General features: G+C 44.8%; 12 protein-coding genes and 1 other RNA gene. 7 read left to right on the forward strand and 6 right to left on the reverse strand.

All coding sequences use genetic code 11. From position 1 onward, the window contains the following. Positions 1 to 9: 9 nt before the first annotated feature. The 3 genes from M0C34_RS04010 to M0C34_RS04020 all read right to left on the reverse strand — a co-directional run bounded on the left by M0C34_RS04010 (position 10) and on the right by M0C34_RS04020 (position 3,504). A complete protein-coding gene (locus tag M0C34_RS04010) occupies positions 10 to 1,191 on the reverse strand; it encodes a hypothetical protein (protein ID WP_248714370.1) in 1,182 nt (393 codons plus the stop codon). 368 nt (positions 1,192 to 1,559) lie between these two features. Then, positions 1,560 to 2,501: a LysR family transcriptional regulator gene (locus M0C34_RS04015; protein WP_248714371.1), complete on the reverse strand. Its 942-nt coding sequence runs from the start codon at positions 2,499 to 2,501 to the stop codon at positions 1,560 to 1,562. Then, entirely contained in the window at positions 2,494 to 3,504 is a 1,011-nt protein-coding gene (locus M0C34_RS04020) for a LysR family transcriptional regulator (protein WP_248714372.1), read from the reverse strand. Before M0C34_RS04020 ends, M0C34_RS04015 begins: the two co-directional genes overlap by 8 nt. Positions 3,505 to 3,722: 218 nt before the next feature. Between M0C34_RS04020 and M0C34_RS04025 the strand changes: the two genes are divergently transcribed. Then, positions 3,723 to 4,511, forward strand: coding sequence for a hypothetical protein (locus M0C34_RS04025; protein ID WP_248714373.1), 789 nt, complete (start codon positions 3,723 to 3,725; stop codon positions 4,509 to 4,511). A gap of 125 nt (positions 4,512 to 4,636) precedes the next feature. Then, on the forward strand, positions 4,637 to 6,091 hold the full coding sequence (locus M0C34_RS04030; RefSeq protein ID WP_248714374.1) for a DUF1254 domain-containing protein: 1,455 nt from the start codon (positions 4,637 to 4,639) through the stop codon (positions 6,089 to 6,091). 542 nt (positions 6,092 to 6,633) lie between these two features. On the opposite strand, the gene ssrS is transcribed toward M0C34_RS04030, so the two are convergent. Continuing rightward, positions 6,634 to 6,815, reverse strand: a non-coding RNA gene (gene ssrS, locus M0C34_RS04035) — 6S RNA. 49 nt (positions 6,816 to 6,864) lie between these two features. Continuing rightward, positions 6,865 to 7,182, reverse strand: coding sequence for a cell division protein ZapA (zapA, locus tag M0C34_RS04040; protein ID WP_248714375.1), 318 nt, complete (start codon positions 7,180 to 7,182; stop codon positions 6,865 to 6,867). A gap of 271 nt (positions 7,183 to 7,453) precedes the next feature. On the opposite strand from zapA, the gene M0C34_RS04045 reads away from it, so the two are divergent. From M0C34_RS04045 to M0C34_RS04065, 5 genes are all read left to right on the forward strand, one after another. Further along, positions 7,454 to 8,059: a hypothetical protein gene (locus M0C34_RS04045; protein WP_248714376.1), complete on the forward strand. Its 606-nt coding sequence runs from the start codon at positions 7,454 to 7,456 to the stop codon at positions 8,057 to 8,059. Positions 8,060 to 8,146: 87 nt separating this feature from the next. Next, the gene (locus M0C34_RS04050) at positions 8,147 to 8,713 is read left to right on the forward strand and encodes a UPF0149 family protein (protein WP_248714377.1); all 567 of its coding nucleotides are present in this window, start codon (positions 8,147 to 8,149) and stop codon (positions 8,711 to 8,713) included. Between the two features lie 23 nt (positions 8,714 to 8,736). Then, positions 8,737 to 10,029 carry a Xaa-Pro aminopeptidase gene (gene pepP / locus M0C34_RS04055; protein WP_248714378.1) on the forward strand — a complete coding sequence of 431 codons (1,293 nt, stop codon included), beginning with the start codon at positions 8,737 to 8,739 and terminating at the stop codon, positions 10,027 to 10,029. A 4-nt stretch (positions 10,030 to 10,033) separates the two neighbouring features. Further along, positions 10,034 to 11,245 (forward strand): 2-octaprenyl-6-methoxyphenyl hydroxylase, encoded by a 1,212-nt coding sequence (gene ubiH, locus M0C34_RS04060; RefSeq protein ID WP_248714379.1) that lies wholly within the window; start codon positions 10,034 to 10,036, stop codon positions 11,243 to 11,245. 19 nt (positions 11,246 to 11,264) lie between these two features. Beyond that, complete coding sequence (locus M0C34_RS04065) at positions 11,265 to 12,476, forward strand: FAD-dependent monooxygenase (RefSeq protein WP_248714380.1); 1,212 nt, start codon at positions 11,265 to 11,267, stop codon at positions 12,474 to 12,476. Between the two features lie 160 nt (positions 12,477 to 12,636). On the opposite strand, the gene tolC is transcribed toward M0C34_RS04065, so the two are convergent. Further along, positions 12,637 to 13,962 carry an outer membrane channel protein TolC gene (tolC, locus tag M0C34_RS04070; RefSeq protein ID WP_248714381.1) on the reverse strand — a complete coding sequence of 442 codons (1,326 nt, stop codon included), beginning with the start codon at positions 13,960 to 13,962 and terminating at the stop codon, positions 12,637 to 12,639. Positions 13,963 to 14,037: the final 75 nt, after the last annotated feature.

Raw genomic sequence — 14,037 nt, forward strand, 5'->3', positions numbered from 1 at the left:
ATGGTGTGTTCAAAAGTGCCCCTCAAGTTTTACTAAGCCAACGGTGCGTTCTGGTAGTCGTTGATAAACTGCATCGCTAGCCCCTCCAAGATAACGCAGTCGAGCGCCTATCGTCCATCCTTGGCTAAATTCATAATCTAGCCTTGCTGTAGCGATCACGCCGCCATCTTCTGGCGCCAGCATTAAATCAAAGGCTGGTTGCCAATCTTCAATGTCGCGATGCCAGTGAACCATTAGGTTATGCTGCAGCAGGTTTTGGCCATTAAACACCGCGCCTTGTGAAAAACGTAAATCGGCGGCACTACCTCCTTGTTGCAACAAATACTGGCTGATATCGGTAACCGCTTGCCACTGTTGCTGGCTTAAGGCTCGATTATCAAACCAGTATTCAATAATGATATTGTGGCCAGCTAAGCTGGCCCAAGTCATGCCTAATAATGCTTGAAAACCATCTTGGAACTGTTGCTCACTGACAGGGGCTATTTGGCCAATATTGCTATAAGTTAGCTGGCTAACATAGCGTTGGTAATGCTGTTGATAACGGCTTTCGGCATGTACTTCCCAGGCATCGCCAAAGGTGGTTACCCACGAGCCTCCTAGGTTAAGCGCACGTTTGTTATCGTAATAAGCCAGACCTTGCCATTCGCTATCATCGCTTAATTGGTACCAACGCATGCCAATACCGCGCTGCTGTAATCCTTCTGTGTCAGTGGCGATATATGAGTCGCTATAAAACAGAGAATATTCGCTATAACCACTAAATTGGCTAATGCTGACAACTCCCACGCCTTCTTCCACCTGAATCGCTACCGGGTTGCGACGGTAAGGAAGAAACATGTCTAAAGGGCGAAAACCATAACTTACGCCTAAGTCTATGCGTTGTTTTCCTACCAGCAAATCACGTTCGGCTAGCTCGGTTTTCCAGAATAGCTCGGCCACAATCAAGTCATGCTGATTATCTTGCTTTTGTTTGGCTTGGCTTAAAGCAACTAGCTGCCCTTGTACATTGCCATATTGAGGAAACCAGCGCAGAGCTGCATCGCCAAACCATTGGTCTTCACTGTCGAATGCCGGGCTACTTGAAGCGCTAGCAAAACCGCTATCTAGTTCCAAATGCCATTGCTGCTGCCAAGCTGCTTGGCTAAAAGTATTGGTAAACAATAGCAGCCAAATAAAACGAAATTGAGCCAAAAGTTTTCCTAGTTAAATCGTGTCCTTTGAGCATTAGCTTATGAGAGTGGCTAAGGGAACTGATTTGAATGCGATAAACGGTTAGTTAAGTTGATAAAGTGTTTTAAGCAGGGATAAGTGGTAAGGGAATTATTGAGGTTTTATATGGGTTAGTTGGAATGTGAACTGTGAACTGTTTGGGTGAACTAAATAGGTTTTGCCCCGAAATAAGTTAAGGCTTGGTTTGTGATTTTAAATGATTACTCGTTATGTCATGAAAAAACTAATTAATGACAAGCAGTAGAATGTCCGCCTTGTTCAGTATTTCGGCAGTAACTGCTGAGCAGAAAGGTATGTCTTTATGCGGTCATACTCTCTCCGGTGGGTGCTTAAAGTGTTAACGAAGCTAAACATTGTTGGACACACTCAATAGTTATCTGACTTAGCCATCGGTGATAAGGGGTTTCAATAGACTTGTATGAGCTAAGCACCCCTATCGATTTGGTATCGACCCCCTTGATATGACTGATATCGATAAGCTGAAGATCTTCAGTCAATGCGCCTTTCGCCAGTTCGTTAATGACAAGTAGACTCGGAATTTGCCGTGTTGTGTCAATGCTAACATCAATCTTGTCTGTGCGTACCATTACATGAGGTGAGTGACCGCTACCTGAAAGAACCTTGAGAAGCTGATTCTGCTGACGGTTAAAATCAGGCATTTGTGTTAGCACAAATGGATATCGAGTTAATTCATATGCTGAGGGCCTATCGATGGTGAGCAGTGGGTTACTTCTATGGCAGCAAAGTAAAACTTTTGATCTGGCAGCGTTCTTTTGGATGATCTCTTTCGAGATATCGAGTGGATAAAAATTTACCCCAATATCTACAGAGCCTTGTTTAATTTTAGATTCACTATCTGAGGTCCAATTATGAAGAATAATGGTTGCATTCGGTGCCTCTTTATTAAGCCGTTTAAAGAGAATAGACATAAGCGGTCGCGAAAGTGCCGCATTAATATCAATGCTAATGCTGCCGGTATATTGGGCTGGATCAAATACATTCGTACGATTGTATAGTTCATCTAATGTGTTAATTAAAGCTGGCAACTTCGTCAGCATGAGCTCACATTTTTCTGTTGCTATTAAGTGGTTCCCTTCCCTTACAAAGAGTGGATCATTGATCTGTTCTCTGAGTTTTTTTAAAGCTTTACTAACCCCTGATTGCGTAATAAAAAGTCGTTTAGCCGCGCGTTTTGTATTTTTCTCTTCCCCTAAAATTTTCAGCAGCTTTAGAGCATTGAAGTCCATGTTACTCAATTCACTCTTACTCATCTCTTCCCCCACTAGTGCGTTCAATCTGGGAAAGCGTGTCGTAAACATACTGATCGCTGGTATTAGAATACCTATCAATTAGTTGCTTTATTTCGGCTTCTACGGCATCGATTAGCCAATCCAATAAAGGGGTATTTCTAGCTTGTTCAGAAACATAATGAGCAATGGAGTTATGTTGGACGTCATCAAAGCCTTTTAGGTTGAGAAGTGCTAAGCCCTGATCTTGAACGACAGGGTGTACTATCTCTGAAACGGGAGCAATCGCGTCTGTTGCTCTAATCACATCTGCGCATGCGTCCAGCCTATCCGAACGAAACAAAACGTTGGGTAGATAACCTACCCGCTTTAGGTAGCTTTCAGTAATGCTTTCGCTTCCCGTGTAGCCGGCCATTGAGACGAGTACTAAGGGAGAGTTTGCTACGTCTTCAACAGTAATTGCATCCTTTTGAGTCAGTGGATGCCCTTGACGACAGCAGAACTTAAAACTGGGTTGACAAACAATCTTGCTAGAAAGGCCCGGAACTGTTTTAAGTGGATAGAAATTAATACCGAGATTGACTGCGCCGTTTTTGATTTGTTGATCCGTAGTATCACTCCAGTCCTCTAGCATCAATGACGCCTTTGGTGCTTGTGTATGCAGCGCATGGATGAGCATCATTGAGAGCGGATGGCATAACGAAGGGTTGATATGTAAGGATAAGACGCCTTCGTATGAACTTGGATCAAACCTAGAATGGCTTTCAAAAACCTCTTTCACTTGATCCATGATCTTGGGGAGTAAGCCTAAAATAGTCTGGCACTTAGGTGTCGGTTCGAGGCCATGCAAAGTGCGATAAAAGAGTTGATCGTCAAATTGTTCACGCAGTTTCTTTAGCGCCTTACTGACCGCCGGTTGTCCAATCCCTAATCGCTCCGCCGCACGTTTCGTGCTCTGTTCATGCCCAAGTACCTTAAGCACTTTCAAGGTATTGAGGTCAATTTTAAACAGGTCTTCATCTTTCATAAGTTCCATCCAAAATATAAGTCATGAGCATTTGGAATAAATTAAAGTACCATGATTCCATTTGGTATTAAATATGGTTTGGTTATATTTGTCCGCGTCAAGGGGTGAGGGCAACGAATATATCTTTAGTTAACAGATGTTGCTCCTCATTAAGACCAAATCAAACAGCATATGGATGCGCTTCAAAGAAACTAAATAACTATTTTGAAGACAACAATATGAAAACTAATAAAGCAGTAATCGCAGTTAGCCTTGCAGTGGCACTTTCAACTTCTTTCGTTCAAGCAGAAGCCGAACTTCAAGATATGTCGGATCCTTTAGCCATCTATACACAATTTGGTCTTGGTTATACCGACAAAGGGTTGAATCTTAAAGTGGGAGAAAGCTATGACACAGGCAACCCAGACACCATGGCTATGAATGTTCTAGAGGTGAAGGGCTTTGCAGGCGACATGCTAGGTTGGAGTAACCGTGATACAGACGACAGCATTGACTCCATCCGTTACCGTAACTTTAACGTTGATATGGTTAATGGACGCGGTGGCCAAGTTGACGTAAACCTTGGCTTTACTGATACAGGCACACAAGGCACCGCATCTTACAGCCTAATTCAAGCTCTACCCAAGATGGGACCAGTAAACCTTTATCCTCTTGTTGGTTTAGGGGTGGCCTTTGGAGAGTCTTTTGATACAGAGCGTCAGGGAGATCTGCAAGCTCAAAATCGCTGGGACCTACATGGTACTTTTTATGTTGCAGGCCTATACGGAAAGCTTGAAATCACCGACAAAATCTGGCTGAACTACAACCCTATGTACATGGGAGCACTGACGGGGTCAGATGCATTTAAACAATCAGGCATTCAGGGTGATGACACCATGCTTCATCATGAAGCCGCTCTTAGTTACCAGATTAATGACCGCACAAACGTACGCTATTTCGCGAACTGGACAGAGCAGACTAATTACACCAATGGCGACCACCGTATAGAAGTCAACTACCAGTTCTAATCATCCAGTTAATCACTACAGATTGGCATAACTTGCTCAAAAACGATGACAAGCAAGAGGTCCAACTGTACGGAACTCTTCACACGGACGTGTCTTTATAACCATAGATTTAGAAGACGCATATTATGAAAAAATCAGTAATTTCTCTCGCATTGTGTGTTGCGACTGTATTAACTCCCGTATCATTTTCTTTTGCTAGCAATGATACTAATGTACATATTGAAACGGCTTCCATTGCTGAGCAAAGGTTTGAACGTAGAGCTCTGGAAGCAGGTACTTGGTTCATTCCACAAGTTCTTTATGAAACGATTGCCTCTGAAACGATTGCTAAATTTGGAGGTGACCGCAATAGCACAGTGTACTTTTTTGAACGACCTGTGACTTGGCATGCTCAGATGATGACTGGCAACAATAATACGCCGTATGTTCACACTTATCATAGTATTGAAGATGGTCCAGTGGTCATCGAGATACCTGCTGCAACAGAAGATAATGCTTTCTTTGGCACTTTGCTGGACTCTTGGCATAAGCCTTTAATGGACGTTGGCCCGGATGGCGCTGACCAAGGAAAGGGTGGTAAGTACCTGATAGTGCCCAAAGGTTACAAGGGTGATACCGATGGCTACATTGTCGTGGAACAGGAAACTTTCCAAGGCTATGCGACGATACGTTCGATGACAAAAACTACATCTGAAGAAGATATGAAGGGTCATGTCGACTACGTTACAAAAGGCGTAAAAATGTACCCATTGGGTTCAAGCAATACCCAGACAACATTTATAGCAATGGATAATGTCGTTATTGATACACACCTTCAGTGGCAAGAGCACTTTTCAACCTCCTTTTGGGAACGAGCACATCAAGCTTTGCAAAATGAAGTTGTTAAGAGTGATGAGAAAGCCATGTACGGTATGCTACGTCATTTAGGCTTGGAAAAAGGGGAAGCATTCGCACCTAATCAACAGCAGGAAGATATGTTGAATGAAGCACTAGTGAAGCTTCATGCAGAAATGAAAGATAGTTTCACACATTATGCGCCTAAGTTGTGGGGTGATCAATCGCAGTGGACGATTCCTGTTAACAGAGAAATGATGCTAACCGATGCAACCTACACTGCTGATTACTGGCACGATTATGCAGGTCGTGGAACCACATTTGCGTACTACATAGCGCCACCTAAATCTTTGGCGGAATCACGATCGACGACCTATATCAAAGGTATTCTTGATGCTGATGGAAACCCAATGTTTGGTGACTACGATTACACCATTCATGTCCCTGCGGATGTGCCAGCGGAACGTTTTTGGTCATTTCTAACTTACTCAATGGAAACAGGTAGTTTTATCTATGAAGCTGACCGTTTAGGTTGGGCATCCAATGAGCCAGAGATGGCATTCAACCAAGATGGAAGTACTGACATTTACTGGTCTTCAGACTGTGAAAATAGAGGTTACGCTAACTGTATGCCAATTACTAAAGGTGAACAGTTCTTTACTTTATTTAGACTTTACGGCCCTCAAGCTGATTTCTTCAATGGCAACTTTGTATTAGGTGACATTCAACGTATTGATATTAAATAGTCGAAATCTAGTAACAAATTAAAATGACAGGCCATCACTCTTCATGAAGGATGGCTTTTTCGATTTTATAGTAGTTGCAACCGTCCTTGCGAAATGGGGGCAGGCCTTGTCTCTTGCCCTACTTATTCTCATCCACATGTCCGGTATTCGCAAGAAATCGTAACTCAGAATTGTCCAATTGTGATTTACAACACCCGCTTGTTTGACGTTACGCTCTATTGGTGACTTACCTGCGAATGTGCAAGTTCGAGTATGTGATTACTATTTGTGGGTCGGTTTTTTAGGAAATAAGTACCCAAAGTGTCGCTGTAAATTTTGCGTTTGAGCTATGAAGTTCTTATCGAAAGCGAAATAGTGCCTTTAAAGGAAAGAAGTAACAGACTGCATGTGTTGTTTTAGCCTTTGAGCTATGAGGTTCGTATGGAGAGGGGAAACGCTGTTATTAAGAGTAAAGAAGGTCCCAGAGTGCCGCTGTTGATTTTAGCCCTTGAGTTGTGAGGTTCTAATGATGGGGGTAACTAATGACAAATGATAAGAGTAAAGAAGTACCCAGAGTGCCGCTGTTGATTTTAGCCCTTGAACCATGAGGTTCAAGGCGGGTAACAAATCTCATACCGTAGGCTTCTCAGTCGGGCTGAGCATGCTCAATAGTAGAAAAAAATCACCCTAAAGATACAATTATCGGCTCAGGGACATCACCAACTGGCGAACACCCCAGGAAACTAAACTCTTTAATACACTGTAGTAAAACATGCTGCGCAGCGCGAGCGTATTTACTCCAGTTCTTCGCCAGCGGGTTGGCTTTGTTCTAACAAAGCGCGCTCGATGGTGTGTTGCAAATCTTTAATGCGCTGATTCATATTGTCAGCGTAATTTTGGTTTTTAGCTTGCTCGTTATGCAACTCGTAAGAGAGATGCAAACCAACCATAATGGCTAAATGCTCGGTGCTACTTACACTACTTTTTTCTTTTAGTGCTTGTAAGCGTTGCGATAATTCGTCAGCAGCAAGACGAAGTTTGTCTTCTTCACCTTCTGGGCAAGCAACTCTATAGTTCTTACCTAACAATATAATGTCAACGCCCTGAGCCATGATTCGCCTTAGCTAAACCCAATTACTCGAGTGAATATATAGCGCCTCGCAATAACTTGCAACCATTGTAAGGTGGCTGGGGGTTGCTCTGCGGCAATATCGACCAGTTTGCTGTATTGCTAAACAAATCTGCGGAATCAAGCTCATAAAACACAACCTATAGGCTTGAATAAGACGCAATTATTGGCGACCATAACGCTCTTCGTCCATAGCGTGAACGCTTACAATAGCGGTACAACTGCGATTTATAGGTAATAGGAAAGATAACTTAATGGCGCAACCAGGCAGTTTTGCCGATGAACGTCGCAGATTTTATCGCATTGTTTATCCAGTGCGTTTGATTCAGCTACTGATAAAAATGGTCAATACAAAAATAGCCAATGTTGACCCTCGAGGGCGTAAAAAATCGGAAATTAAAGATGCCTATGCGGCGCAATTTATGCCGATGATGCATCTTGGAGACCATGTCTTTCCGGTGCTAGATCTATCAGAAGGCGGCTGTCGAATTCAATGGCGCTCGTCTGCTGAGCCTTTACCTATCAGCCATAAAGCGTTGATTGGCCGAATTATCTTCCATAAAGATCTGAGTCGAATCGTCGAATATCTACCTAAAGATGTTCAAGACGATTTTGCAGACTTAGGCGTTGCCTATAATAGCGAAGGCTACGAACATCAGTTTGAAGCGCGCATCTGTCGAAAAATCGAAAACAAGCGCGACCCTTATCCGCAGCTATGTCTGCAGTTTAATAAAGCCAGCCACATTTCTACGCGGTTTATTCGCCAGCAAGAAGGCATCTTAATTAAATTGTTTCGAGATCAATATATTGAGCGAGTTAGGCTGCGTCGAAAGCAACTTAAAGAAGCTCAAACAAGATAGCTTTTAGCGCTCTTCACCGCCAATAACATGGCTGCGCGGCGCATCAGGTGGTAGGATTAATTGATTAATTATATATAGGTATTTCAAGTGACTAAAATTGTGTATCCAGACTATGAAGATCTGGGCGAATTACTCATCGGTTCAAAAATATTTGTTAGCCCTGCAGAAGTGCATGGCTTGTTGAGCGGCATGTTAGCTGCTGGTTTACCGGCCGACGGTGATTGGTTAAGCCAAATGAATATGCTTATAAACGATGGCCAAGGTTTACCCGTTGATCTCAAAAAACAATTGAAGCCCCTGATGGAAGCTACTCATAGTTCGATGAGCGATAGCTTACTTGGTTTTCAGCTTATGTTGCCAGAGGACGATGTGGCAGTAGAAGAGCGCACTGAAGCGTTAGCTCAATGGGTGCAAAGCTTTTTAGTCGGTTTTGGCGTAGTACAAAGTGACTTATCTAAACTTGCCGAAGATGTGCAAGAGCTAGTAAAAGACTTTACCGAAATTAGCCAATTATCTTCTGACTTAGAAGATGATGAAGAAGAAAACGAACAAGCATTGTTCCAAGTGGTGGAATATGTGCGCATAGGTGCCATCACTATTTTTGCTCACCAAACCGCCAGTGACAGTGATCAACCACCTGCTACATTGCATTAAAAAATAAACGCCAAGGAGTTGCTGTGTTTTTACAACGTCGTCAGCAGTTATTTACTGCCATGTCAGACAACAGTGTTGCGATTTTCTGCGCTAGTGAAGAGCAAGTGCGTAGTCGTGATACCGAATTTCCGTTTCGTCAAGACAGTGACTTTTTCTATTTCTGTGGGTTTAGTGAACCCAAAGCGCTGTTATTACTAATAAAAAAAGCGGGTGAAACTCGCAGCGTATTGTTTAATAGAAGCAAAGATAAACTCGCCGAGATTTGGCAAGGCCGTCGCTTAGGCCAAACGCAGGCTATTGATCAACTAGCGCTAGACAAAGCCTTACCGATTGAAGAATTGAATGAGCATTTACACCTAGAGTTAGAAGGCCTAAGTAAAGTTTACTTAGCGCAAGGGCGCTATCCTGCCTACGATCAGCACATATTTGCGGCCATAGAGCGCTTACGCAATGGTCTACGTTCGGGTTGGCAAGCGCCTACTCAACTAGAAGATTGGCGGCCACTGGTCGATGAAATGCGGTTAATTAAATCAGCCGACGAAGTCGCTTTAATGCGCAAAGCCGGTGAGATTTCTGCCGCTGGGCACTGCCGCGCCATGCGCAGCGCTAAAGTAGGTATGTTTGAATACCAACTAGAGGCGGAGATCCATCATGAATTCTTAATGGCGGGGGCACGCGCTCCGGCATACGGCACCATTGTAGGTGCGGGTGATAATGCTTGTATTTTGCACTACACCGAAAACCAAAGCGTGATGCAAGACGGTGATTTAGTGTTGATTGATGCTGGCGCTGAATACCAAATGTACGCCGGTGACATTACTCGAACCTTCCCGGTGAATGGTAAGTTTAGCCCCGAGCAAGCCAAGTTATATAACGTCGTGCTTGAAGCGCAAATAGCGGCCATTGACATGCTAAAACCCGGCGCGTCTATATATGATGCTAACCAACGAGTGTTAAACATTATGGTTAGCGGCATGGTTGAGCTAGGCATTATGCAAGGTGACGTAGCCACGCTGATTGAAGAAGAAGCCTACAAAGAATACTACATGCATGGGCTAGGGCATTGGATCGGCCTAGATGTACATGATGTCGGTGACTACCACGATGTTAAACGCACGCGCCCGTTGGTTGAAGGCATGGCCATTACCATTGAGCCGGGTTTGTATATTCCGGCAGATGCCGATGTGCCTGCTGCGTATCAAGGCGTGGGTATTCGCATCGAAGACGATGTGGTGATTACCGCCAATGGTTGTGAGGTACTCACCGCTGATGTGCCTAAAACTGTTGCCGATATTGAAGCCTTAATGGCGAGCTAACTGCATGCAAACCGCGCCAAACTCGCAACACTTCGACATGATTATTGTTGGCGCTGGCATGGCCGGCGCCAGCTTAGCCTTGGCGCTGTCAAAGCCCAGCCTTAAAGGCAAAGCCATTCGCATTGCCTTAGTTGAAGCGGCCGAGCTCAACTTTGGCCAGCACCCAGGCTTTGATGGTCGAGCCATTGCCTTATCGGCTGGCTCAGAGCGCTGGCTACGCGAGCAAGATCTTTGGGCTCCTTTAGCGCCTCATGCTTGTGCCATCGAGCACATTCATGTTTCTGATCGTGGCCATTGTGGCAGCACCACCTTAGATGCACATGAATACCAGCTTGATGCCTTGGGCCAAGTGATCGAGCTTGAGCATGCCGGCCGTGAGTTTCACCAGTTATTAGCTCAGCGTGACAACGTTAGTTTGTTCTGCCCTAATAAAGTGGTACACATAGAGCAGCAACAACAGCAGGTCACTATTCAGCTCAACAACCAACAAAGCCTTAGCGCGAGTTTGTTAATCGGTGCCGATGGGGCTGATTCGGTGGTGGGTAAGCAAGGTGGCTTAAGTCAACAGCAGCATGACTTTGCTAAGTATGCGCTGATTGCCAATGTGCAAGCCGAGCAAGATTTAGCCGGTAGAGCCTTTGAGCGCTTTACCGAAGATGGCCCCTTGGCACTGTTACCTATGACCGATAACCGTTGGTCGGTGGTATGGAGTGTTAAGGCTGATGAAGCCAAACGTTTGCAAGCACTAGAAGAGCATCAATTTGTCGCCGCTTTACAGCAAGCATTTGGCTTTCGAGCTGGGCAATTTTTAAATGTAGGTAAACGCTATGCTTATCCTTTGGTCTTGCGTTATTACCCACGTTTATTTAGTCATCGCTTATTAGTATTAGGCAATGCTGCGCATAGTTTACATCCTATAGCAGGGCAGGGTTTTAACCTTGGTTTGCGTGATGTAGCGGCGTTAAGTTCGCTGGTGTTAGCCCAATGGCAGCAAGCTGAAGACTTAGGCGCACATAGCCTGTTAGATCGCTACCAACAGCTACGCCAAGACGATATAGAACGCACTATTTCGATGACTTCTAGCCTTGCTAGCCTATTTGCTAGCAGCGATAAAAGCTCGGTAGTACCGCGTAATCTAGGCCTTATGGCCATGCAAATGTCACCCCGCTTTAAATCGCTATTAGCGAAGCAAAGCTTAGGTCTATTTTCTCGTTAACACGCTTTAGGACTGGTCAATGCAAGCAGTAGATATAGCCATTATTGGTGGTGGAATGGTAGGACTCGCTTTCGCTAGCGCGCTGGCTGATAGCCCCTTGCGCATTGCTATTGTAGAGCCTAAGCCTTCGCAACAACCCGATCTAAACCAATACAGTTTACGGGTGAGTGCAATTAGCTTGTCTTCGCAGCAATTTTTGCAGTCTTTAGGTGTTTGGCAAGCTATTGTTGAGCAACGGGTTGCGCCCTACAACGACATGCAAGTGTGGGAGCAAGACAGTTTTGCTAAAATTCGCTTTCAAGCCGAGCAGCTGTTAGTGCCGCAAATTGGCCACATTGTAGAAAACGACATTATTCGCCATGCGCTGTGGCAGCAAGTGAGTCAGCAAAGTAATGTCACCCTTGTAGAACAGCCAGTTGATAAACTGCACCGTGGCGACAGTGAATCATGGTTAAGCTTTGCCGATGGCCAAGGTGTTAGCTGTAAATTGCTGGTGGCTGCCGATGGGGCTAACTCTTGGCTACGTGAGCAGCTAGATGTGCCGCTTACTTACTGGGATTATCAGCACACCGCGATTGTCGCCACCATTAAAACTGCCGAGCCACATCAAGATTGCGCTCGACAAATTTTTACCCCAGAAGGGCCGTTAGCCTTTTTACCCTTAAGTGAAGCCAACACTTGCTCAATTGTTTGGTCGGTCTCGCCCGATAGAGCGGCTGAGCTTCAAGCACTGCCTGAGGCCGAGTTTAATAAGCAGCTCACCATGGCCTTTGATGGGCGTTTAGGCTTGTGTGAGCGAGTGGGGGACTGCGCGGGCTTTCCATTGCGAATGCGTTATGCACGAGACTTTGCCGGCAAGGGCTTCGCACTGATCGGCGATGCCGCCCACACCATTCACCCGTTAGCGGGTCAAGGTGTCAACCTGGGCTTAATGGATGCAGCAGCCTTAGCGCAAGAGCTAATCACCCTGCAGCAAGCGGGTAAAAGCATTAACGATTATGCTAATCTGCGCCACTTTGAGCGCTGGCGTAAAAGTGAAGCCAGCCAAATGATCGCCTCTATGGAGTTTTTTAAGCGCCTGTTTGGTAATGACAACCCCGCGCTTAAACTGCTGCGTGGTGTAGGCATGAGCTTGGTAGATAAAGCTGAACCTCTAAAGCAGCAAGCCATGCGTCGCGCTTTGGGCCTAGAGGGCGATTTACCGCAAGTGGCGAAAGCCAATGGTGCTTAACCGCATTGAATAAGCTGAGCCCCTCACGGTTTTTTCGCTAAAAAAAATCCAGTAGTGAACCTACTGGATAGCGAAGCAAATATTCATTCTTCAAACAGAGTTGTTTGTTTATCGCGGCTAATTAACTCTAGCTAAGAGCTCCTTGGCTTAAGCTCTCTCGTTACAATGGGTCAATTAAGCCCGCGTTAACTAAACGCACATCGTCTTCAGTTAAACGACCGGCCGCTTGTTTTAGGCTCAGCATATTAAGGATGTAATCGTATCTAGCATTGGCTAAATCGTTCATTGCTGAATATAAGTTTCGGGTCGCATCTTGTACGTCAACAATGGTACGGGTACCCACTTCAAAGCCCGCCTCAGTAGCCGCTAGCGCACTGTTAGAAGAGATAACGGTTTGTTCAAAGGCTTTTACTGAACCGACACTGGCACTCACGTTGTTCACTACTGAATTTACTGTGCTTTGCAACGCACGATAGCTTTGTTCAAGTGCTTCAGATGAGGCAACATAACTAAATTGCGCTTGTGTCACCTGTGAGTTGATACTGCCGCCTAAATAAATCGGCCAATTGAATTCCAAGCCTATATTGCCGGTGTTAGTTTCGCCGCCATAGTTGGTATCGTAACTATCATTGCCATATTGGTTATTTGTGTAACCGATCCCTGCAGTTAGATTTAAAGTGGGTAAATGGCCACTTTGGGCTAGTTTTATTTGCTGCTGGGCAATCTCTTTGGCAATCCGTTGAGCATTTAGCGTTAGGTTTGCATCGGTGGCTGAATCTAGCCAATAACTGGCATTTTGCTCTAGTTCACTAGGCTGGAAACGTTGGGTATTTAATACCTTTAGTTGCTGGTGTTTAAGGCCGGTTAGTTCGCGTAAGGCTTCGTAGCTATTCGCCAAATTGTTATTGGCTTGAATTTCTTCGGCAAGGGTTCGGTCATACTCAGCTTGTGCTTCATGTACATCGGTGATGGCGGTTAAACCTACATTAAAGCGCTGCTTAGTTTGCTCAAGCTGTCGCTCTACCGCTGTTTTATTGGCGGCGACAAAGTTAAGGTTGTCGTTTGCTCGCAGTACTTTGAAATAGGCCTTACTCACCCTAATGATGAGGCTTTGCTGGTCACTCATATAGAGCGCGTCGGCCCTTGTGGCACTTTTTTCGGTAATGCTTAGGTTGGTCCAATACGATTGCGAATAGAGTGATTGGCTTAAACCGATGTTGGCACTGTTATTAGTGGTGCTGTCGACAAGGCTATTGCTAGTGCTGGTATAATTGATGCCTGCACTAAAGGCTAATTGTGGCAGCAATGCAGCGCGGCTTTCGGTAATTTTCTCAAAGGCGATATCTCGTTGAGCTTTGCTTTGTAAGATCTGTGGATCTTTTTCTTGAGCAAGTTGATATATTTGCAGTAAATCATCTGCTTGTGTAGGCAAGGCCAATGTCGCTAGGCTAAATGATAGCAACAACATATTGGTTCTGTAATTCATTTAATACATCCAGTAAGGGTGTCAAAACACTCAAAGATATTGGGCTAATGGGCATGTGTTAGCGCGTAAACTTAG

It is taken from the genome of Agarivorans sp. TSD2052, from assembly GCF_023238625.1.
In the GTDB taxonomy this organism is placed as follows: Bacteria; Pseudomonadota; Gammaproteobacteria; order Enterobacterales; family Celerinatantimonadaceae; genus Agarivorans.